At 67.0% G+C, this 19,720-nt stretch carries 22 protein-coding genes; 11 read left to right on the forward strand and 11 right to left on the reverse strand.

From position 1 onward, the window contains the following. Positions 1–2 precede the first annotated feature (2 nt). Genes ACQPYH_RS27390 through ACQPYH_RS27400 form a run of 3 tightly spaced genes read right to left on the reverse strand, consistent with a single transcriptional unit; the run spans position 3 to position 3,524 of the window. Entirely contained in the window at positions 3–1,280 is a 1,278-nt protein-coding gene (locus ACQPYH_RS27390) for an NAD(P)/FAD-dependent oxidoreductase (protein WP_432876794.1), read from the reverse strand. Between the two features lie 4 nt (positions 1,281–1,284). Then, on the reverse strand, positions 1,285–1,959 hold the full coding sequence (locus ACQPYH_RS27395; protein WP_432876797.1) for a haloacid dehalogenase type II: 675 nt from the start codon (positions 1,957–1,959) through the stop codon (positions 1,285–1,287). An 11-nt stretch (positions 1,960–1,970) separates the two neighbouring features. Next, positions 1,971–3,524 (reverse strand): ABC transporter substrate-binding protein, encoded by a 1,554-nt coding sequence (locus tag ACQPYH_RS27400; protein WP_432876799.1) that lies wholly within the window; start codon positions 3,522–3,524, stop codon positions 1,971–1,973. 270 nt (positions 3,525–3,794) lie between these two features. On the opposite strand from ACQPYH_RS27400, the gene ACQPYH_RS27405 reads away from it, so the two are divergent. From ACQPYH_RS27405 to ACQPYH_RS27450, 10 genes are all read left to right on the forward strand, one after another. Next, the gene (locus tag ACQPYH_RS27405; RefSeq protein ID WP_432876802.1) at positions 3,795–4,358 is read left to right on the forward strand and encodes a GNAT family N-acetyltransferase; all 564 of its coding nucleotides are present in this window, start codon (positions 3,795–3,797) and stop codon (positions 4,356–4,358) included. After that, a complete protein-coding gene (locus tag ACQPYH_RS27410; protein WP_432876805.1) occupies positions 4,355–4,789 on the forward strand; it encodes a hypothetical protein in 435 nt (144 codons plus the stop codon). Before ACQPYH_RS27405 ends, ACQPYH_RS27410 begins: the two co-directional genes overlap by 4 nt. A 41-nt stretch (positions 4,790–4,830) precedes the next feature. After that, entirely contained in the window at positions 4,831–6,045 is a 1,215-nt protein-coding gene (locus ACQPYH_RS27415; RefSeq protein ID WP_432876808.1) for an aspartate aminotransferase family protein, read from the forward strand. Next, positions 6,042–7,487: an NAD-dependent succinate-semialdehyde dehydrogenase gene (locus ACQPYH_RS27420; protein ID WP_432876811.1), complete on the forward strand. Its 1,446-nt coding sequence runs from the start codon at positions 6,042–6,044 to the stop codon at positions 7,485–7,487. The genes ACQPYH_RS27415 and ACQPYH_RS27420 overlap by 4 nt, the downstream gene beginning before the upstream one ends. Further along, on the forward strand, positions 7,487–8,554 hold the full coding sequence (locus ACQPYH_RS27425) for a tartrate dehydrogenase (protein WP_432876814.1): 1,068 nt from the start codon (positions 7,487–7,489) through the stop codon (positions 8,552–8,554). Before ACQPYH_RS27420 ends, ACQPYH_RS27425 begins: the two co-directional genes overlap by 1 nt. After that, positions 8,551–9,684: an N-methyl-L-tryptophan oxidase gene (gene solA, locus ACQPYH_RS27430; RefSeq protein WP_432876816.1), complete on the forward strand. Its 1,134-nt coding sequence runs from the start codon at positions 8,551–8,553 to the stop codon at positions 9,682–9,684. Before ACQPYH_RS27425 ends, solA begins: the two co-directional genes overlap by 4 nt. Positions 9,685–9,747: 63 nt before the next feature. Continuing rightward, complete coding sequence (locus tag ACQPYH_RS27435; RefSeq protein WP_432876819.1) at positions 9,748–10,122, forward strand: ArsR/SmtB family transcription factor; 375 nt, start codon at positions 9,748–9,750, stop codon at positions 10,120–10,122. 21 nt (positions 10,123–10,143) lie between these two features. After that, positions 10,144–11,211, forward strand: a complete 1,068-nt coding sequence (locus ACQPYH_RS27440) for a cation diffusion facilitator family transporter (RefSeq protein ID WP_432876822.1) — start codon at positions 10,144–10,146, stop codon at positions 11,209–11,211. Between the two features lie 168 nt (positions 11,212–11,379). Beyond that, positions 11,380–11,760 carry a BlaI/MecI/CopY family transcriptional regulator gene (locus ACQPYH_RS27445; RefSeq protein ID WP_432876825.1) on the forward strand — a complete coding sequence of 127 codons (381 nt, stop codon included), beginning with the start codon at positions 11,380–11,382 and terminating at the stop codon, positions 11,758–11,760. Next, the gene (locus ACQPYH_RS27450) at positions 11,757–12,662 is read left to right on the forward strand and encodes a M56 family metallopeptidase (protein WP_432876828.1); all 906 of its coding nucleotides are present in this window, start codon (positions 11,757–11,759) and stop codon (positions 12,660–12,662) included. Before ACQPYH_RS27445 ends, ACQPYH_RS27450 begins: the two co-directional genes overlap by 4 nt. On the opposite strand, the gene ACQPYH_RS27455 is transcribed toward ACQPYH_RS27450, so the two are convergent. The 8 genes from ACQPYH_RS27455 to ACQPYH_RS27490 form a co-directional block, all read right to left on the reverse strand. After that, positions 12,638–13,009 (reverse strand): BlaI/MecI/CopY family transcriptional regulator, encoded by a 372-nt coding sequence (locus ACQPYH_RS27455; protein ID WP_432876830.1) that lies wholly within the window; start codon positions 13,007–13,009, stop codon positions 12,638–12,640. The genes ACQPYH_RS27450 and ACQPYH_RS27455 overlap by 25 nt on opposite strands. Before the next feature lie 36 nt (positions 13,010–13,045). Further along, on the reverse strand, positions 13,046–13,909 hold the full coding sequence (locus tag ACQPYH_RS27460) for a class I SAM-dependent methyltransferase (RefSeq protein ID WP_432876832.1): 864 nt from the start codon (positions 13,907–13,909) through the stop codon (positions 13,046–13,048). 354 nt (positions 13,910–14,263) lie between these two features. Continuing rightward, on the reverse strand, positions 14,264–14,485 hold the full coding sequence (locus ACQPYH_RS27465; protein ID WP_432876835.1) for a hypothetical protein: 222 nt from the start codon (positions 14,483–14,485) through the stop codon (positions 14,264–14,266). 275 nt (positions 14,486–14,760) lie between these two features. Next, positions 14,761–15,441 carry a GAF and ANTAR domain-containing protein gene (locus ACQPYH_RS27470; protein WP_432876838.1) on the reverse strand — a complete coding sequence of 227 codons (681 nt, stop codon included), beginning with the start codon at positions 15,439–15,441 and terminating at the stop codon, positions 14,761–14,763. Positions 15,442–15,529: 88 nt separating this feature from the next. Next, positions 15,530–16,477 (reverse strand): YihY/virulence factor BrkB family protein, encoded by a 948-nt coding sequence (locus ACQPYH_RS27475; RefSeq protein WP_432876841.1) that lies wholly within the window; start codon positions 16,475–16,477, stop codon positions 15,530–15,532. Then, entirely contained in the window at positions 16,477–17,097 is a 621-nt protein-coding gene (locus tag ACQPYH_RS27480) for a DUF3618 domain-containing protein (protein WP_432876842.1), read from the reverse strand. The genes ACQPYH_RS27475 and ACQPYH_RS27480 overlap by 1 nt, the downstream gene beginning before the upstream one ends. After that, positions 17,073–17,450, reverse strand: a complete 378-nt coding sequence (locus ACQPYH_RS27485) for a phage holin family protein (RefSeq protein WP_432876845.1) — start codon at positions 17,448–17,450, stop codon at positions 17,073–17,075. Before ACQPYH_RS27485 ends, ACQPYH_RS27480 begins: the two co-directional genes overlap by 25 nt. A gap of 49 nt (positions 17,451–17,499) precedes the next feature. Beyond that, complete coding sequence (locus ACQPYH_RS27490; RefSeq protein WP_432876847.1) at positions 17,500–18,210, reverse strand: hypothetical protein; 711 nt, start codon at positions 18,208–18,210, stop codon at positions 17,500–17,502. A 204-nt stretch (positions 18,211–18,414) separates the two neighbouring features. Here ACQPYH_RS27490 and ACQPYH_RS27495 point away from each other — a divergent pair, with 204 nt between their 5' ends. Beyond that, positions 18,415–19,716 carry an NAD(P)/FAD-dependent oxidoreductase gene (locus ACQPYH_RS27495; protein WP_432876850.1) on the forward strand — a complete coding sequence of 434 codons (1,302 nt, stop codon included), beginning with the start codon at positions 18,415–18,417 and terminating at the stop codon, positions 19,714–19,716. Positions 19,717–19,720: the final 4 nt, after the last annotated feature.

Below are 19,720 nucleotides of genomic sequence, written 5' to 3' on the forward strand. Positions count from 1 at the left end.
CTCTACTTCACGAGATCCAGGAAGCGGAAATACGCGCCGACCGGGGGCAGGAACCACGGCGGACCGACATGCCCCGGGACCGCGTGGAACCGTAGGTCGCCCCAAGGGTTGGCACTGGACCCACCGCCGAGCTCCTGCGCGATGAGCTTGCCCATATGCGTGGCCATCTGTACGCCGTGACCGCTGTAACCGACCGAGTAGAAGACACCGTCCCGACGGCCCGCGTGCACCATCTGGTCCAGCGACATGTCGACCAGACCGCCCCAGCAGTAGTCGATTCCGACGCCTTGCAGACTGGGGAAGACGTCGGTGATCGCGCGCCGCAGGATGTCTCCGGACCGCAGATCCGAACCCGGACTGGACATCGCGAACCGGGCCCGGCCGCCGAACAGCAGGCGGTTGTCCGGCGTGATCCGGAAGTAGAACACGAGGTTCTTGCTGTCCGAGGCCACCCGCCGACGCGGCATGAGCTCGTCGAGCGTGGCGCGATCGAGCGGCTCGGTCACAACGATGAAGCTGCCGATCGGCACGATCCGGCGGCGCAGCCACGGCAGCAGCGCACCGGAGTACCCGCTGGTGCCGACCACGACATCGTCGGCGAGCAGGGATCCCTGCGAAGTGACGACCCGGTGCCGCCGCTCCCCGACTCGCTCGAGCGACACGACTTCACAGTCCTCGTGCAGCGAAGCGCCGTGCTGCGAGGCCGCCATCGCGAGGCCGCTGCAGAGCTTGCCGACATGAACGCCCGCGGCGATCGGATCGACCATCGCGCCGTGGTAGAAGTCGGAGCCGATCTCCTCGCGGATCCGGCCGCGCGGTACGAGCGTCATCTCATGGCCCGCGTGCTTGGCCAGCAGCTCGGCCGACCGCTCGAACTCTTCGTAGTGCGCCGGCTTGCAGGCGAGATTGAGCTTGCCGACCCGCTCGAAGTCGCAATCGATGCCCTCGGCATCGACCAGCTCCTCGATCGTGTCGATCGCGTCGTTGTACGCCGTGAACATCCGCGTCGCACGCTCCAGGCCGTACCGTTTGACCGCCTTCGTGAAACCGATCGCCAACCCGGTCGTCGCCATCCCGCCGTTGCGTCCGGACGCTCCCCAGCCCATCGTGTGGGCCTCGAGCACTGCGACGCTCGCTCCCTGGCGGGCCAGGTGCACCGCGGTGGACAGGCCGGTCAGCCCGCCACCGACGACGGCGACATCCACGGACGCCGGCAGCTCCTGATGCCGGAAGTCGCCGGCCGGCTTGGCCGTGTCTAGCCAGTACGAGGTCAGCTTCACGGCGTCACAACCCCAGCAGGCCAGGTACGCCGGTCAGGTCGGGTGTCTCGGCGTACTCGTAGTACGGCGTCGACGGGTCGTAGCCGCGGTTCACGTAGACCTTGTGCTTGATCCCCAGCTCGTGCGCCGGAATCACGTCGTACCAGATGTGTGACGAGACGTGCAGGATCTCCTCTCGGTCGACGTCGAGCTGGTCGAGCATGTACTCGAAAGCCTGGAACCGCGGCTTGTACGCACCCGCCTGCTCGGCGGTGAAGACCCGGTGGAAGTCGACGCCGAGCTTCGCGACGTTCCCGGCCAGGATGCTGTCGACCGCGTTGGACAGAATCACCAGCGGGTACTGCGACGCCAGCTTCTGCAGCGGTTCCGGGACATCCGCGTGCGGACCCCACGTCCCGAGCGCCGCGATGATGGCGTCGACGTCGGACGGCTTGAACTGGATCCGCCACCGGTTGCAGGCCCGCTGCCACGAATCGCGCAGTACCAGCGGATAGAGCTTGAACTCCCCGAGCACCTCGTCGATCCGGTACGCGCGGAAGTCCTTGAGGAACCGCTCGGTCCGCTCCGGCGGGATCACGTCCGCGATCAGCGGCCGGACGGCGTCGTTCATCTGGAAGTTGGTCAGCGTTCCGTAGCAGTCGAAGGTGATGTACTTCGGCTTGAACCCGAGGAGATCCATGCTGATGCCTTTCAGTCGGTCAGGGAAAGCTGCGGGGTCAGGGCATACCGGCCGAGCGGATCGTCGACGAAGTTCTGTACCCCGGAGCGCCGCGCCGCGATCGTCTTGTCCGAGACCAGGTAGACGGTGACCGCGTTCTCCTCCAGTTGCTTGGCGAGATCGGCGTAGATCGCGTACCGCGCCGCGGGGTCCTTCTCGGCACCGGCCTGCGCCACCTTCGCGTCGAAGGCAGGATCGCAGTAGTGACTGATGTTGAAGGTGCCCTTGCAGGTGTAGTCGGCCTCGAAGAAGCCGGCCGGGTCGGCGATGTCGGTCAGATGGTTCCGGGACAGCAGGGCCAGGTCGTAGCTGCCGTTGAGCAGCGACGGCTCCAGGCCGGCGTAGTCGGTCATCGTGACCTTCACCGTGATGCCGATCTGCTTCAGCTGCTCCTGGACCACCGCCGCGAGATCGGCGAACTCGGGCCGCTCGGTGTAGGCCCGCAGTGACAGGCTGAGCTTGCCGGGGCCGTAGCCGGCCTTCTGCAACAGGGCTTTCGCCGCGTCGACGTTCTTCGCGGACGGCTGCACACCCTTCGGCGCCCAAGGCTCGCTCGACGCGAACGGCCCGAAAGCGGGCGTGACAGTGCCCGAGTAGATCGTCTTCGCGATCGCATCGAGGTCGACCGTCATCTGGATGGCCTTGCGGACATCCGGGTCGGTGAACGGCGCCTTGGCGTCGTTCATGTACAGGCCCGTCGTCCGCGGCGTGTTCGCGTCGGAGACGACGATGCTCTTGTCTCCTTGCAGTTCCTGGATGCTCGCGGCGGGCAGACCGAGCGCGACCTGAGACTCACCGGTGCGGACCTGGGTGGCCCGGGCGTTGCCGTCCGGAAGGAACTTGGCCTCGGCCTTCGCCAACGTGGCCTTCGTGCCCCAGTACCCGTCATTGCGTGCGAGCGACATCGACTGCTGCGGCTTCTGCGCCGTAATCGTGAACGGTCCGGTGCAGTGCTTCACCACATCGATCGACCGTCCGGCGTACGCCGCTTTGGACAGGATGCCGGTGTTGACACTCGCGACGCGGTACGGCAGCAGCGCGCTCGGCGTCGGGGTGGTGATGCGGACCGTCGTCGCGTTCAGCGCCTGGACCGTGCTGATCACCTTCGGGGTGAATGCCCGGGGAGGGGTCGCGGACTTCAGCAACTTGTTCAGCGCGAACGCGACGCCGGCCGCGTCGAGCGCCGTACCGTCCTGGAACTTCACTCCCTCGCGGAGCGTGAAGTCCCAAGCGGTCGGGCTGGTCTGGGTCCACTTCGTGGCCAGCAGGGGCTGCAGTTGGCCGGAGTCGAAGTCGTACTTGAGCAGGGTCTCCAGACAGCCGACCTGGCTGAGCACGAAAGCGTCGTCGGTTTCGAGCGCGTAGCCGGCCTTGGGCGTGAACTGGAGTGCGATGGTCAGGCTGCGGTCCGCGATGTTCGCGGAACCGCCGGAGCTGCCGGAGCTCGCGAAGCTGCCGCAGGCCGTGACCGTGAGAAGAGCGGCGAGCGAGAGCGCGGCGCCGTGCAGGGGACGAATCGATCGCATGCGTCACCACCTGGTCGGTAGGGAGCCGTCGAACCGGCTCGGTGCGTTAGAGCACGGTAGGAGCGGGGTTTTGCGATTGTCAACAACTCGCACAGAATCGACGCACTGTTGACTTAGCGTCACAACCGCTACTCGATCACTCACCGTCGCTAATCCCTTGATTTACAGGCGTTTCAGCGCATCGTTGGTCGGACAAATGACGACCGGATGACGGCAATGTTTCGTGGATTGAGGGTTGTCAACAATCTGTCCCTGAGTCATGATCTGGGAATGACGACCCACAGCGAGACAGATCCTGAGGGCGTGATCATCCGGGAACTGACGACCGCCGACATCCCCGCCGCACAGGCGGTCATGATGCGGTCGGTCGTCGAGGACTTCGGGGAGTCCCACAGCCCGGTGGTGCATGCCGACATCGACGACCTGGCCGGCTGGTACCTCGAGCCGGAGGGCCCCTTCATGCTCGTCGCCGAGGACACCGCGACCGGCGAACTGATCGCCACCTGCGGGATCCGCGGCGGTGCGCTCAAGGAAGGCCTCAGTCCGGAACACCTGGTCGAGCGGTACCGCGACGGACGGACCGGGCAACTGGTCCGCGTGTACGTCCTGCGCGAGCACCGCCGCCGGCACATCGCCCGGGCGATGGTCCGGGCCACCCTGGACCGCACCCGGCAGGAACGCCACTACGAAACCGTTGCCCTGCACACCTATCCGCACTCCCCCGGTGCGCTGGCCTTCTGGCAGTCACTCGGCTGCGAGCTGGTCGAGGACGACGTGAACGGCATGACCCGAGCAGTCTTCTTCGAACTCCCCCTGGAAAGGACACCGCTGTGAAGCGACGCGACATCTTCATCTTCGTCCCCCAGCCCGGTAAGGCCGCCGAAGCCAAGGAGTACCTCGGCGACTGGCTGCGCTCGCTCGGCGAGCACCCCGGCTACCTCGGCGGTTCCGTCCTCGAGGAGGTAGCCGGCGAGCTCATCCCGGACACCCTCGTGATGCTGCTCGAGTTCGAGTCGACCGAGGCGGCGCGGGCGCTCTGGCCGAAGATCGAGACCACGATCAACCCGCTGTACCCCGACGACAAGAGCGACTCGTCCCCGGACCAGGGCACCGCGTTCTTCGACGGCACCAAGGACACGATCAAGGGCGGCGGCGACTCACCGCTGCGCTTCACCCGTGGCAACGGACTGCTCGCCCGGATGTTGCACATCCACGCCGCGGTCGCCGACGAGTTCAGCACCCGTGCCCTGACCGGCGCCCACTAGCCGTGAGTACGCCGCCTGCCCTGTGGCATCCACAGGCACATATGCCGACAACGCTCAAGGATCGCCTCGTCCTCGCCTCCGGCGACGGCGCGTGGCTCACGACCGAGGACGGTCAACGCCTCCTCGATCTGCCCGCAGGTCTGTGGCACGCGAACATCGGCCACGGCCGCGAGCGGATGGCGCAGGCGGCGGCCCGGCAGATGACGACGCTCGAGACGTACCACCTGTTCGGCGTCCACGCGAACCGGCCGGCGCTCGACCTTGCCGAACGCTTGCGCGGACTCGTTCCGCTGGCGGATGCGTCGATCATCTTCACCTCCGGTGGATCCGACTCCATCGAGGTCGCGTGCAAGCTGGCGCGGCGCTACTGGCAGCACCTGGGGCGGACGGACAAGACCGTGGTCCTCAGTCGCGACGGTGGCTATCACGGTCTGCACGCCTTCGGTACGTCGATAGCCGGCCTGGACTTCAACCGCGCCGGCTACGGCACCGACTCGCTCGTACCGGAAACGGCGCGGATCCCGTTGATGGATCTTGCCGAAACCCGAGCTGTGATCGAGCAGCTCGGCGCGGACCGGATCGCGGCGCTGGTCGCGGAGCCGGTGGTCGGGACCGGCGGCGTCCATCCGCCCTCGGATGGATATCTGACCGGGCTGCAGTCGCTCTGTCGGGAGTTCGACATTCTGTTGGTCGCGGACGAGGTCGTGACCGGCTTCGGGCGGACCGGCGAGTGGTTCGCGAGCGATCGCTGGGGCATCACGCCCGACCTGATTACGATGGCGAAGGGCCTGACGTCGGGGTACCTCCCGCTCGGGGCGGTCGCCGTGGCCGGGCGGGTCGCCGCGCCGTTCATGTCCGGGGACGACGCACCGATCTTCCGGCACGGCATCACGTACTCCGGACACGCCACCGCGTGTGCGGTCGCTCAGGAGAACCTCGACGTACTGGAAGAGGAAGAGCTGATCGCGCGGGTCCGGACGCTCGAACCTGTTCTGGCTGAAGCGTTCGGCGCCCTGGCCGAATCGCCGTCGGTCCAGGAGGTGCGGTCGGTCGGGTTGATGGCGGGCGTCCAGCTGCTGCCCGGCGTACCGGCGGACGAGGTGATCCGCGGCTGCCGGGAGCGCGGCGTACTGACCCGTCTGCTCGCCGGCAACACCCTGCATGTGTGCCCGCCCTTCGTCATCAGCCCGGCCGAGCTTCGGTTCGCTGCGGACGTGATGGCGACCGCGCTCGAAACAGTCACGGAGGTCGTATGACGACGCTTTCCTGGGGAACGGACGCGCTGGCGTCGGTGCCCGACGGATTCCTGACCACGGAGTCGACGTTCGAGGTGTTCGATCCATCGACCGAGCAGCCGATCGCCGCGGTTGCGGACTGCGGTCCTACCGAGGCGCTCGCGGCGCTCGACGCTGCGGCCGCTGCGGCACCGACGTGGGCCGCATCGACGTTGCGCGAGCGCGCTGATGTGCTGCACCGGCTCTTCGACGCACTGCATGCCAACAGTGAACGGCTGGCGCAACTCCTCACGCTCGAAGTCGGCAAGACCATCCGGGAAGCACGCGGGGAAGTCGCCTACGCGGCCGATTACGTGCGCTGGTACGCCGAGGAGGCGGTCCGGCCGCATGGCCGCAGTACGGTGTCACCCGACGGGCGGAACCACATCGTGACGGTTGCCGAACCGGTCGGACCGTGTCTGCTGATCACGCCCTGGAACGTCCCGCTGGCGATGGCGGCGCGGAAGGTTGCGCCGGCCGTGGCGGCCGGGTGTACCGCCGTACTGAAGCCGGCTGAGTTGACGCCGTTGACGTCGCTGGTGTTCGGCGAACTGCTGCTCGAGGCCGGCGCTCCCCCGGGCGTACTGACTGTTGTGACCACGCGGAGACCGGCCGAGGTCAGCAGCGCGCTGCTCGCAGATCCTCGGCTTCGCAAAGTGTCTTTCACCGGTTCCACGGAGGTCGGGCGACTGCTCCTGGAGCAGGCTGGGCGCCGGGTCCTCAGGACGTCGATGGAGCTCGGCGGCAACGCCCCCTTCCTGGTCTTCGACGACGCCGACCTCGACCTGGCGATCCGCGAGGCGATGATCGCCAAGCTGCGGTTGGGCGGCCAGTCGTGTGTCGCGGCCAACCGCTTCCTTGTTGCCGACGGCATCGCTGACGCGTTCGTTGCCGGCTTGGGCGCGCAGCTGGCGGCCCTCGTCGTCGGACCACCCGGCGATGAGGGCACCGACCTGGGTCCTTCGGTAGACCATCGTGCTGTTGCCAAGGTCAACCGCTTGGTGAACGATGCCGTCGGCAAGGGTGCCGTCGTGGTGGCGCGGGCGCCGATCCCCGACGGCCCGGGACATTGGGTCGCGCCGACGCTGCTCGATCAGGTGCCCGCGGACGCGGACATCTTGCACGAAGAGGTGTTCGGTCCCGTGGCTGCGATCCGGCGGTTCTCGTCGGAGGACGAAGCTGTTGCCTTGAGCAATGACACCGAGCACGGGCTGGCGGCGTACCTGATCACTCGCGACTCCGAGCGCTCCCGTCGAGTGGCCTCGCGGCTGCAGAGCGGGATGGTCGGGATCAATCGCGGGCTGGTGTCGGACGTCGCGGCGCCGTTCGGCGGGGTGAAGCAGTCCGGGATCGGTCGCGAGGGCGGACCGGAGGGACTGCAGGAGTACCTGCAGTTCAAGTACCTGTCGTCACCGGGGTTCTGATGGCCGGCTTCAGTCTTGCCCTCATCCCCGGCGACGGCATCGGCGTCGAGGTGATGGAGTCCGCCCGGCAGGTCCTCGGGGTCGTCCAGTCGACGTACGACGTCACGTTCACGACGACCGAGCTGGATTGGTCGTGCGAGCGTTACCACCGGACCGGCGCGATGATGCCGACCGACGGTCTCGACGTACTCGGGCGGCACGACGCGATCCTGCTCGGAGCCGTCGGCTGGCCCGGCGTACCGGACCACGTATCCCTGTGGGGGTTGCTGATCCCGATCCGCCGGGCGTTCACGCAGTACGTGAACCTGCGGCCGATGCGGATCTTCGACGGCGTCCCGGCGCCGGTGCGTCCGGAGATTGCCGCGGGCACCGACTTCGTCGTCGTCCGGGAGAACTCCGAGGGCGAGTACAGCGAAGTCGGCGGGCGGATCGGTCAAGGTGCTTCCGAGGTCGCGTTGCAGGAAAGCACGTTCTCGCGGACCGGCGTCCAGCGGATCGCGGAGTACGCGATGCGGCTCGCGGAGCGCCGGGGCGGCCGGGTCCATTCCGCGACGAAGTCGAACGGCATCATCCACACGATGACGCTGTGGGACGAGGTCGTCGACGAGGTCGCCGCCCGGCATCCCGACGTGACGGTACGGCGCGAGCATGTCGACGCGATGGCCGCCCGGATGGTGATGCGGCCGACCGACTTCGACGTCGTTGTCGCATCGAACCTGTTCGGCGACATCCTGTCGGACCTGGCCGCGGCGGTCTGCGGCAGCATCGGCATCGCGCCGTCGGCCAACCTGGCGCCGGACGGTCCCGGTCCGTCGATGTTCGAGCCGGTGCACGGTTCCGCGCCGGACATCGCCGGCCAGGGCATCGCGAACCCGATCGGGATGCTGTGGTCCGTCGTACTGATGCTCGAACATCTTCGGCTGCCCGCGCCCGCGGCGGCGCTGATGGCTGCGATCGAGTCATCGCTGCGTGATCCCGCGACCCGCACGGCGGATCTCGGCGGTACGGCGTCGACGGGCGAGGTCACGGAGTACATCAAGGCGAGGGTGTCGGAGGAGAGCGGATGACAGCCGAGGTTGCCGTTGTCGGGCTGGGTGCCATCGGATCGATGGCGCTGTGGCGGCTCGCCGAGCGCGGGGTCCGGGTGCACGGGTACGAGCAGTTCGGTCTTGCGCACGACCAGGGCGCATCGGCCGGTGAGACCCGGCGGTTCTCCGTGCAGAGTCAGGGCGATCCTCGGTTCACACCGTTGGCGGTCGAGGCGCTCGAGCTGTGGCGGGAGCTTTCGGACGGCGAACTGTTCCGGCAGACGGGCGGGGTGATCATCGGGCCGGAAGGTACGCCGGCCATCGCGTCGGCGCTCGCCTCCGCACGGGAGTACGGGTTGCCGTACGAGTCGCTGGCGGCCGACGAATTGCGATCGCGGTTCCGGCAGCACGTCGTACGGGATCACGACGTCGGTGTCACCGATCCTCTGGCTGGATACCTCCGGCCAGAAGCGAGCGTGGCTGCAGCTGTTGGGCGAGCTCGTGCGCTCGGCGCTGAGGTGAGCCTTGAGACCGAGATCGTGGCGGTGGAGTCACGGCCGGATGGGGTCGCGGTTGTCACTCGCGGCGGCTCGAAGACGTACGAACGTGTGATCCTTGCTCCGGGGGCCTGGGCTGGAGGGCTTGTGCCTGGGGCAGCGGGGATGGTTGTGCCGCGCAGGCTGGTGCAGGGGTGGTACCCGGCGAAGAATCCCGCGGACTACCGGCCGGAGGTCTTCGGCGTGTTCGAGCGGGTCGGCGACATCTCGGCGTACGGCTTTCCGTCGCTGGACGGCGCGACGGTGAAGGTCGGCGTGAAGTTCGGGACGCATCCTGTCGTCGACGACCTCCGAAGAGTTGATCGAGTCGTGGATCAGCGTCATCTGGGCCGATTGGCCGAGGCGATCCACGACTTCTTTCCCGGCCTCCGACCCGAGCCGGCGATTGTGCGGACAGGCATCGAGGGCTACAGCCCCGACGGCCGGCCGCTTCTCGGACCCACCTCGGCGGATCACCGGATCGTTGTGGCCTGCGGCTTCTCCGGATCGGGCTTCAAGTTCGCGCCGGTCATGGGTGACATCGCGGCCGACTTCGCGACCACCGGTTCGACCGGACGCAAGGTTTCATTCCTCGCGGCCGAGCGTCAGCCGGCCGCAGGTCGCGTCAAGTAGAGCGGCCTCCGGCCATTGCTCTGACGGAGACGCGCACGTTAGCATATGCGTATGCACGCAGATATGCAGCCGCGTAGGTCGACGCCGGACGACGATCAGGTCGTCTTGGCCGTCGAGGTCTTCCGGATGTTGTCCGACCCGACCCGGGTGCGGCTGCTCTGGGCATTGCTGGACGGCGAAACCCCGGTCGGCCGGCTGGCCGAAGCAGTCGGCAAGTCGCCCGCCGGGGTCTCCCAGCACCTGGCCAAGCTGCGGATGGTGCGGCTGGTCAGCACCCGCAGGCAGGGCAACCAGATCTTCTACCGGATCGAGAATTCGCATGTCGGACAACTCGTCGAGGATGCGATCTACCACGCAGAACACTCGACCGGAGGCTTCCCCGAGCACCACCAACCTGCCGTCGCGTCGAGCCAGATCGAGCCGGCCGCCGGCACCTGACAGATCAGAGGACAAGAGCCGATGAGTACGACAGAGCACGAGCACAAACACCCGCACGGGGAGCACGGGCATGGACACGGTCACGGCCATGGGCACGGCCATGACCATCGCAGCGGGATCCTCGGCAAGATCAAGGAGATCTTCGTCCCGCACAGCCACGACAGTGCGGACAAGATCGACTCCGCACTGGAGGCCAGCAAGGAAGGCATGCGCTGCCTCAAGATCAGCTTCGCCGGCCTGATCCTGACCGCCCTGATCCAGACCGTCATCGTGATCTACACGAACTCGGTCGCGCTGCTCGGCGACACCCTGCACAACTACGCCGACGCACTCACCGCCATCCCGCTGGCCATCGCGTTCATCGTCGGTCGGCGGCTCGCGACCCGCGCGTACACCTACGGCTTCGGTCGCGCCGAGGACCTGGCCGGCATCATCGTCGTCGTGCTCATCGCGGCCTCGTCGGCGTACGCCGGGTATGAGGCGATCAAGCGCTTCATCCATCCGTCCGACGTCAAGCACATCGGCGTTCTCATCGTGGCCGGAGTGGTCGGTTTCATCGGCAACGAGATCGTCGCCCAGTACCGCATCCGCACCGGCCGCCGGATCGGCTCGGCCGCCCTGATCGCCGACGGTCTCCACGCGCGCACCGACGGCTTCACCAGCCTCGCCGTCGTCCTCAGCGCAATCGGCGCCTGGCTCGGCTTCAGCCTGGCCGACCCGATCATCGGTCTGCTCATCACCATCGCCATCCTGTTCGTCCTTCGCGACGCGGCGCGCGAGGTCTACCGCCGCCTCATGGACGCCGTCGACCCCGCCCTGGTCGACCAGACCGAACAGGTCATCCGCGAGACCCCCGGCGTACTGGACGTGACCGACGTCCGCCTCCGCTGGCTGGGCCACTCCCTGCGGGCCGAAGCCAGCATCACCGTCGACTCGGCCACGTCCTTGGTAGACGCCCATCACCTGAGTCACGAGGTAGAACACCAGCTTGTTCACGGCGTACGCCGCCTGACCTCAGCCACCATTCACTCTGAGCCTCTCGCCGCTGACTCCGCACCCGCACACGATCTCGTCTCGCACCACCAGTGATCAGCGCGGCGGCTGAGCCACCCGGCTCAGCCGCCGGCCGGCCGTAGGAGTGACGGCAACTACGATCCTTAGTACGATTGGGCATCGTAGACAGCTGGTCCGCCGCGGTGGGGTCTGACGGCAGATCGGCTCGTGGGGCCGACCGGTGTGTGCGGTTCGTTCGGGGGTGTGGAGATAGTGCGGGGATTCGGCGATCTCGAAGCGGTGATCATGGATCGCCTCTGGGAGTGGGATCACGCGGCGACGGTGCGCGAGATGCTCGACGATCTCGCGCCCGAACGACGCCTTGCCTACACCACGGTGATGACCGTGATGGACAACCTGTACCGGAAGGGCTGGCTGACCCGTCAGCCGGACGGCAAGGCCTACCGGTACCAGCCGGTGTCCTCCCGTCAGGAGTACAGCGCCGAGTTGATGCGACAGGTTCTGACGGGTAGCGGCGACCAGGTTGCTACCCTGCTGCGCTTCGTGGATCACATGACCGACGAAGAGGCCACCGCAGTACGGCGAGCTCTCCGGGGCCGGCGCACGGACGGGCGGGACTCATGAACATCTCGACCCACGTGCTCCTGCTGACGGGATACGCGACGACCGTGGCGACCTGCGCTCCACACCTGCTGTCCAAGTCGAGACTGTCGGAGCGGTCACCGGGCCTTGCCTTGGTGTTGTGGCACACGACGGTCGGATCCGCGGGGTTCGCGATCTCCCTGGCCGCAGTGAAGCTGGTGTCAGCTGTGCGGTTCCTGCCGGTCAACCGGTCCGGTGTGCACGGTCATGTCCTCTCGGTCGTCGATACGCTCGTGATGGTGCTGACAGGTCTCTTCGTTGCCTATTACCTGTCCGCACGGCTCACGTATGCGGCGATTGCACTGCTCCGCGCGCAGCGGACTTTGCGCCGGCGTCACCTGGACCTGGTGTCCGTGCTCGGCCGCCACGACCCCGAACTCGACGCATTCGTGATCCCCGCGGCGGCGGCAGCGGCGTACTGCGTGGCCGGCACCAAGAAGGTGGTCATCACCGACCACGCGGTCGAGCTCCTCGAGCCGCGTCAGCTCGATGCCGTCCTTGCCCACGAACGCGCCCACCTCGCCGGCCGTCATCACCTTCCTGTCGGCTGGGCGACTCTGCTCGTCGAGGCGTTCCCCCGCGTCGCAGTACTCAAGCGATTGCGCGAGGCAACGTCGAACCTGGTCGAGTTGCTCGCCGACGACCGGGCACGCCGCATGGTCGACGGCAGCAGTCTCGCCACAGCGATAGGACTGCTCGCCCACGCAGCGCCGCGCGGCAGTCTCGCCGCGACGGGCGGTCAGGCTCTGGCACGCGTGGAGCGGCTTCTCGACCCACCGCCACGCCGCAGGACCTCAGCGCTCATCGCGATCGCCGCGTTGACGCCGCTGCTCATCGGCGTACCGCTGGCCCTGGCGAGCTACCCGGCCGACGTCCTCTTCTGACGGCGCCGCAACGCCTTCCGAACCGCTTCGGCTTCTTCGGCCGACATGTCGTCCATGAACCGCAGCAAGGTGGTGGCGCTGTCGCCGCTGTGATCGAGGACCTCACGCATCAGCTCCGCGCTGTACTCCTGACGGGACGACACCGGCACGTAGCGGTACGCGCGCCCGTCGAGCTCACGGGTCAGCCAACCCTTCCGGTACAGGTTGTCCATCACCGTCATCACGGTGGTGTAGGCGAGATCCCGATCCTTGTTCAGGTCGTTGAGCACCTCGCGGACCGAGGCCGGTTTCGCCCAGGTCCACAACCGATCCATGACCGCTGCCTCGAGATCACCGAAATCACGCACCCGCCGGGCCTTCCTGGTTGCCGCAGTATCGAAATACTAGCGGCCCTTCGCTCGCAAAGGACGAGCAGTAACCAGGTAGCCCGTACCAAGCCATCGCGAATGCCCGGTACCTACGGTGACGTCCAGATCGCCGCGCCAGCGAGTGGTCCACCGGCGAATCACTTTGTCGAACGGGGGCAGGAGGGGCGTGACGTCGAAGTACACCAGCTCGACCGGCCGCAGCCCGGCACTGCGCATGCAGCGACGCAGCCTCCGGGCAGACAGAGCGTGGATTCCTGTCCTGCGAGCGGCGTGTCGTCTCCCGACCGGAATCCCCAGCAAGCGCTCGATCTGCCCGACCGCTCGAACCACCGGCCAATGCACGAACCATTGAAAGACCCGATAGGGGCTTAAGGGGTTGAGCATCGTCACCACGACCAGTCCATCCCGATCAACGACACGGGCGATCTCTCGCAGGGCACGATCGACGTCGACGTACTCCAACACTCCCAGCGCGGCGACAACGCCGAACTCCTCGTCATCGAACGGCATGTCCTCGACATCGCCGACAGTCGGTCGAACATCGCCGACCCCAGCAACCTGTTCGGCAACAGCATCCACCATGGCCGGGGAACGATCGGCGGCCGTGATCCGGAAATCGCCCCGCCGCGTCTGGAGCAGATGCGCCACCAGCGGTCCCGGCCCGCAGCCCACATCGAGCAGGCTTCCACCGGCGCAATCGTCCAGGACGCGATCCACGACATGCAACCGCGACTTGAAGAAACGGGCCGAGGGCCCCCAACCTTGGCCCGACGCGACATAGCCCGCAACGTCGGCCGGCCCATCGAACTGCGACCCCGCCCGATCTCGCCGATCCTCGCGGCTCGACCCCACCCGCCGTACAACATCCACAATCGACATGCCACTCCCCCCAGCCCGCCCCTCACGAGCTACTATCTTGGATAGTAGTCATCTACTAGCCGAGATAGTAGTCAACGCTTCGCGGGCATACAAGGAGCGCCCGCAGTTGCACACTCACGGCGTCACCGCGAACCGTGTGCAAGGCCCAAGAGGTATGTCATTCCCTCAAGAGACCCGCATACAGCGAGGTTCTCGGGGAACCGGAGAGCATCCAGCTATCTCGATTCGAGGAACTGAGTTGATCGCCTGTGAAAACCAGCCGTCCGGTTGGTTCGCGTTGGTGCAGCATCACGACGAGCACGGCGTCGAGATCACCGAATGGATCGATGCCACACAGATCATCGGGTAGTCGGCTCACCGTTCGCTGAGCTCTGTGTAGGTCAGGCCTGTCACCGTCGTTTGATGTGGTGTGAGCAGGTCCTCGTGCTCGATCGTGCAGGTAACCGTGAAGACCGGCGACGCACCCGACTCGTCTATCTCATCGATCACGCCGCGCGTGCCGGCGGGAATCTTCCCCTGCCAGAACCCACCGAGGTCAGCCGCGGCCGCCACCTCGTCACCACGCTGGAAACTCATCGCTGCTCCCCTCACAAGTGGACCTCGCCGGTGCCATCGCGAACGCCCCCGAAGCAGTCGATGACCACACCCTCAGGTACCCATCGACATCTCGACCGAGTCAGGTCCGGCCAGGCGGATTGTCTGTAGGGGCGGTCATGTCTCACAAGCCGAGATCTTGGGTTACAAGGTTCGATCGGGGGAACCAGTCGCGACAGGTTGCCAGCCGACTCGAGGCTGCTGGCCGACCGAGGTCGCGCGTGTTCAGCAGAGCAGCACGCGCGACCGCTCCGGGGTCAACCCTCCGGATGCTGAGTGACGGCGATGAGTCGCTCGGCCAGCGTTCGCAGTTTGACGTTGCCGTTCTGCGACAACCTGGTGAGGAAGGCAAAAGCGCGCTCATCGCTGAGTTTGTATCGCTCCATGACGATGCCGACGGCGGTACCGATCAGGTCTCGGGTTCGGACGGCCTCCCGCAGATTCCCGATCTCCTGCGCATAGTCGATGGCGATGGCGGCCTGGTGCCTGAACAGGTCTCCCAACGCGCCGAGATCGCTGAACGCCCCTGCCGTCCGGGAGTAGAGGTTCAGGGCGCCGCGTGATTTCGGAGCGTCGTACAGGAGGATGCCCGCCTGCGCCGCCAATCCGGCTGAGACCGCTGTCGCGGCATAGCGCGGGAAACGTTCATCGCCGTCCAGGTACGGCGCCAGGATGTGTACCGAGTCCGCCGCGGCCTGGTAACAGGGGCCTTCGCGCAGTTCGTACTGGGCCGCGTCGACGCCCCACAGCAGGTCGTCCGTCGGCGCCACGGTCTCCAGCCGTCCGTCGACATGCAGGATCGTGATGCTCGCATAGTCCGTCTCCGGGAGCACTTCCACGGCCGCCGCCGTGATTCGCGCCAGAGTGTGGTCGAGGTCGCCCGCAGTCAGCGCCCTCGACATCCACTCCGCCTGATCCAGGAGCCGACGACTATCCATCCGCGCCCGGTACCCCTCCGCACAGCCTCCAAGCGGGCGGTGGCGGCGCCTGACAGGACGTCAAGACGAACTGCGTACTCTCACCGGCCTATTCAGGAACCGAGTCTGCCTTCACCGCGCCCCGTTGACCGAGTGGCCGAGGTTCGCCCTTCGTGGTGTCCCGCGCGGTTTGCTCCTCGGACTCCGCATTGATCTCCGCCCCCAGCAGTACGGCGTACGCGGTCAGCCACAGCCACAACATGAGGACCACCACGGCAGCCAGACTGCCGTACGTCTTGGCGTAGTTGCCGAAGGTCGCGACATAGACCGAGAACCCGATCGAGGCGAGGAGCCAGATGATGGTCGCGACCCCCGCCCCGACCGATATCCAACGTATCCGCGGCGCGTCCCGATCGGGGCCGAGTCGATAGACGACCGCAAGCGCCACGGTGATCAGGACGATCGCCAGGCCCAGCCGAATGACGTCCAGACCGATCCGCAACGGTGCCGACAAGTCGCTGCCGATCGCCGCACCGAGGCCAAAGAGCGCCATTGCAAGCAGGACGAACACGATCGCCCCCAAGGTCATCAACAACGCAAGCCCCTTGCGGCGAACGAACCCGCGCGTCTCCTCCTCGTCGTACGCGAGGTTCACCGCGGTCAATAGATTGCCAACGCCGCCGGACGCGCTCCACAACGCGACCACCACGGCCACGGCAAGACCGATCCCCAAGCCCTGCCGTGGCGCCGACGTCAGGGCGTCGATCTGCTGAAGCACCAGATCGCGTCCTGACGCCGGCATGGCAGCTGCCAGATCTTCGACCTGGTTGCGGATCTGGCCAGGATCCGCAACCAGCCCGTACGCGAGCACCGCGGCAACGACGGCCGGAAAGAGGGACAGGAATCCGAAGAACGCGACCCCGGCCGCGAGCAGCGGAACCTGGTCGGCCTTCGCTTCCGACCAGGCCCGCCGGACGACCTGCCACCAGCCGGCAGCGGGAATCTCGGTCGGCTTGTCGGCGTCCATTCCCGGTACGTCGTGCCGCTGGCCGGCCATCAGCTGGAAGAACCCGCCCGGCGTACGCCGTCCGCGGAGTCCTTCGTCTGGTGCGCGACCTGCTCGGCAGCCGACCGACTCTCGTCGGCAACGTCGGTGGCGGCCTGCGACGCGGAGTCCTTGAGCTGCTCGGTCGCCTCCTGGACCGGTTCTCGAAGGTTCTCCTTCAGCTCCTGAGCCATTTGTGCGGCCTGTTCCTTCACCGGCTCGGCTGCATCCAACGCCCTGTCCTTGGTCTCCTGGGCCAGCTCGCGTTCCCGCGTCGATGCCGGCAGCGCCGCGGCGACGACCCACCCCGCCGCGAAGGCGATCGCTCCGGCTGCGAGCGGCGTACCGCGGGTTCGTGCACGAGCGAGGTCCGGCGCCGAACCGACGGCCTCACCGACCTGACCACCCGCGTCGCGGACCGAGGACATCGCCGAGCCAGCCGAATCGGCGACCGACTCCGACGAGCCCATCACCCGCTCCTTCAGCCGGTGAACACCGCCGCGCGCCCGCTCGACCCGCCGACCGACCACGCGGCCGGGACTGACTTTCTCCGTCAGGGCGTCGACGTCGCGACCCACGTTGCGCCTGGTCTGCTCGATGTTCCGTTTCAGGTCTTCCGGGTCTTCAGCCATTTCACGTCCTCCTTCAGAGATTCGACTGTCTGCTCGGGTTTCGGCTCGACGTCTTGCAGTTCCTTGCGTCCCGTCATCGCCAGCACGGCCGCGACGACTCCCCACAGCACTGCGACGATGAGTGCCGCCCAGATGAGGTCCATGACCTTGTCCAGCGCCCACATCACCGTGAACGACAGGAACAGGGCGACCATCCAGCCTGCGACGGCCGCGCCGCCGAGCATGCCCGCACCCTTTCCGGCCTTCTTGGCTTCGGCCTGCAGTTCGGCCTTGGCCAGCGCCAGCTCCTGGCGGGTCAACTGGCCGAGGTCAGTCGTGAGCTGAGAGACCAACTGCCCCACCGATTCATCCATCGACACGCGCTCCGGACGCCCATCCGGAGGCGATCCACCGACGGACATCTCAGCGCTCCGATCCGGACGCGAACGTCGGGCTCACCGGAGCCCCAGGATCCGGGTCGGGTAGCACCGGCGGCGGCTCGAGAGGTGTCGCGACGGTCGACGTGCTCGCCGGCGGAGGCGGGACGAGATAGTCCTCGTCGGACGCCTCCAGGGCTGCCGTCGTACGGCGATCGGCCGTGTGACTGCCCGGCGTACCGGCAGCTAACGCACGAGTGAGCCGGCCGGCGAGGATCCCCGCAGTCGCCGCCACGATCAGGAATGTGCCTGGGCGCCGACGCGCAAACCCACGAACCTCTTCCAGCAGGTCGCTCGGTTCGCGCTTCTGCAGGAAGTCCGCAGCTTGTTCGCTGAAGTCGGCTCCCTGCCGCACCAACTGAGTTCCCCAACCGGACTGACCGTGCTCAGCCATTCCTCGCAGCTCGTTGCTCACCGAGCGCAGACTGTCCGCGGCCCGCTCCTGCTGCTGCCCGACTTGTTCGGTCAACTGGTCCCGCGTCTGACCGGCCAGCCGCCGGGTCTGCTCGCGGACATCCGAACCGACGTCGAAAGCCTTGTCCTTAACGGTTTCCGCGACCTGACGGGCCGCGTCGGTCGACGTCTGCTTGAGGTGGCCCGCTTCCTCGCGGACCTGTTCTGCTGTTCCTTCCGAACCAGGGCTTTGCGTACCGGACTGACTACCGGTGTCGACGTGATGATTCGTCATCGGATCCATCTGACGGCTCCTCTACAAGAGACCGAGGGACGCCGCTGAGGTGAGGAACGCAAGTGGCCGAAGGCGCCATCGATACCCCGCAACAGCGAACGTCGCGGAGTGGCACACTTCCGTACCACTGCCAAATCAACCTGCCGGTACCCGGACACAAACCTGCGAGACGTGCACCGTTTGGTGGGTCGGGGCTGCTGGTACAGGTGGCGCATGGACAGGCCGAGGATCGTCATCGTGGGAGCCGGGTTCGCCGGCTTCCATGCCGCACGCCGACTGCGAAAGATTGCCAAGGGCCGCGCCGAGATTATCCTGGTGAACCCCACCGACTACTTCCTCTATGTTCCGCTCCTGCCGGAGGTGGCGACCGGGATCATCGAGCCCCGGCGCGTGACGGTGTCGCTCGCCGACACGCTGCCCGGCGTACGACTCGTCCTGGGTGAAGTTGACGGTCTCGACCTCGACAACCGGACAGTGCGGTACGCCGATCCGTCCGGCGGGCGCGGTGAGCTGTCGTACGACCGGCTTCTGATCGCGGCCGGCAGTGTCAACAAGCTCCTGCCCATCCCGGGAATCGCCGAGCATGCACACGGTTTCCGCGGGATTCCCGAGGCGATGTTCCTCCGCGACCACCTCACCGAGCAGCTCGAACTGGCCGACGCCACCGACGACCAGGCGGTACGCGACGCCCTGTGCACCTTCGTGGTCGTCGGAGCCGGATACACCGGCACGGAGGTCGCCGCGCACGGCGTCCTCTACACGGAGCTGTTGAGGAAGCGTCACCCCAGGCTCAGTGATCAGTCCATCCGGTGGCTGCTTCTCGACGTCGCCGACCGGGTTCTGCCAGAGCTCGACGAACGCCTTTCGCATACGGCCGACAAGGTACTGCGGGAGCGCGGCGTCGACGTCCGGATGGGCCTGTCGGTCGAGGAGGCCACGCGTGACGGCGTACGTCTCACCGACAAGAAGACCTTCGTACCGACGCAGTCACTCATCTGGTGCGTCGGCGTGCGGCCCGATCCTGTCGTGGAAGGGCTCGGCCTGAAGACCGACAAGGGCCGCTTGGTTGTCGATGAGTACCTCAGAGTGCCCGGTCGCCCGGAGGTCTTCGCGTGCGGGGACGCGGCCGCCGTACCGGATCTCACCAGGCCCGGCGAGGTCACGCCGATGACGGCACAGCATGCCGAACGACAAGGCAAACAGGCCGCCGCCAACATCGCGGCGAGCTTCGGAACGGGCACCCAACAGCCCTACCGGCATGAGGATCTGGGCTTCGTCGTCGACCTCGGCGGCGCCCAAGCAGCCGCCAACCCGCTCCACGTCCCGCTGGCCGGCCTGCCCGCAAAAGTCGTCACCCGCGGCTACCACCTGCTGTCGATGCCCGGGAACCGCATCCGCACCGCCACCGACTGGCTGTACGACGCCATCCTGCGCCGCCAGACCACACACCTCGGCGTCATCCCAGCCAGCGACGTACCCCTCGAAACCGCAGCCCCAGAACGGCCGCACAACTAACCAC

The sequence above is a fragment of the Kribbella sp. CA-245084 genome, from assembly GCF_050942355.1.
Taxonomy (GTDB): domain Bacteria; phylum Actinomycetota; class Actinomycetes; order Propionibacteriales; family Kribbellaceae; genus Kribbella.

What these genes read in the sequence shown, in the direction of transcription:
- ACQPYH_RS27395 (WP_432876797.1), bottom strand. Translation starts at nt 1,959, where the DNA reads ATGGATCTCCTCGGGTTCAAGCCGAAGTACATCACCTTCGACTGCTAC.
- ACQPYH_RS27400 (WP_432876799.1), bottom strand. Translation starts at nt 3,524, where the DNA reads ATGCGATCGATTCGTCCCCTGCACGGCGCCGCGCTCTCGCTCGCCGCT.
- ACQPYH_RS27405 (WP_432876802.1), top strand. Translation starts at nt 3,795, where the DNA reads ATGACGACCCACAGCGAGACAGATCCTGAGGGCGTGATCATCCGGGAA.
- ACQPYH_RS27415 (WP_432876808.1), top strand. Translation starts at nt 4,831, where the DNA reads ATGCCGACAACGCTCAAGGATCGCCTCGTCCTCGCCTCCGGCGACGGC.
- ACQPYH_RS27420 (WP_432876811.1), top strand. Translation starts at nt 6,042, where the DNA reads ATGACGACGCTTTCCTGGGGAACGGACGCGCTGGCGTCGGTGCCCGAC.
- ACQPYH_RS27425 (WP_432876814.1), top strand. Translation starts at nt 7,487, where the DNA reads ATGGCCGGCTTCAGTCTTGCCCTCATCCCCGGCGACGGCATCGGCGTC.
- solA (WP_432876816.1), top strand. Translation starts at nt 8,551, where the DNA reads ATGACAGCCGAGGTTGCCGTTGTCGGGCTGGGTGCCATCGGATCGATG.
- ACQPYH_RS27435 (WP_432876819.1), top strand. Translation starts at nt 9,748, where the DNA reads ATGCAGCCGCGTAGGTCGACGCCGGACGACGATCAGGTCGTCTTGGCC.
- ACQPYH_RS27440 (WP_432876822.1), top strand. Translation starts at nt 10,144, where the DNA reads ATGAGTACGACAGAGCACGAGCACAAACACCCGCACGGGGAGCACGGG.
- ACQPYH_RS27450 (WP_432876828.1), top strand. Translation starts at nt 11,757, where the DNA reads ATGAACATCTCGACCCACGTGCTCCTGCTGACGGGATACGCGACGACC.
- ACQPYH_RS27460 (WP_432876832.1), bottom strand. Translation starts at nt 13,909, where the DNA reads ATGTCGATTGTGGATGTTGTACGGCGGGTGGGGTCGAGCCGCGAGGAT.
- ACQPYH_RS27465 (WP_432876835.1), bottom strand. Translation starts at nt 14,485, where the DNA reads ATGAGTTTCCAGCGTGGTGACGAGGTGGCGGCCGCGGCTGACCTCGGT.
- ACQPYH_RS27470 (WP_432876838.1), bottom strand. Translation starts at nt 15,441, where the DNA reads ATGGATAGTCGTCGGCTCCTGGATCAGGCGGAGTGGATGTCGAGGGCG.
- ACQPYH_RS27475 (WP_432876841.1), bottom strand. Translation starts at nt 16,477, where the DNA reads ATGGCCGGCCAGCGGCACGACGTACCGGGAATGGACGCCGACAAGCCG.
- ACQPYH_RS27480 (WP_432876842.1), bottom strand. Translation starts at nt 17,097, where the DNA reads ATGGCTGAAGACCCGGAAGACCTGAAACGGAACATCGAGCAGACCAGG.
- ACQPYH_RS27485 (WP_432876845.1), bottom strand. Translation starts at nt 17,450, where the DNA reads ATGGATGAATCGGTGGGGCAGTTGGTCTCTCAGCTCACGACTGACCTC.
- ACQPYH_RS27490 (WP_432876847.1), bottom strand. Translation starts at nt 18,210, where the DNA reads ATGGATCCGATGACGAATCATCACGTCGACACCGGTAGTCAGTCCGGT.
- ACQPYH_RS27495 (WP_432876850.1), top strand. Translation starts at nt 18,415, where the DNA reads ATGGACAGGCCGAGGATCGTCATCGTGGGAGCCGGGTTCGCCGGCTTC.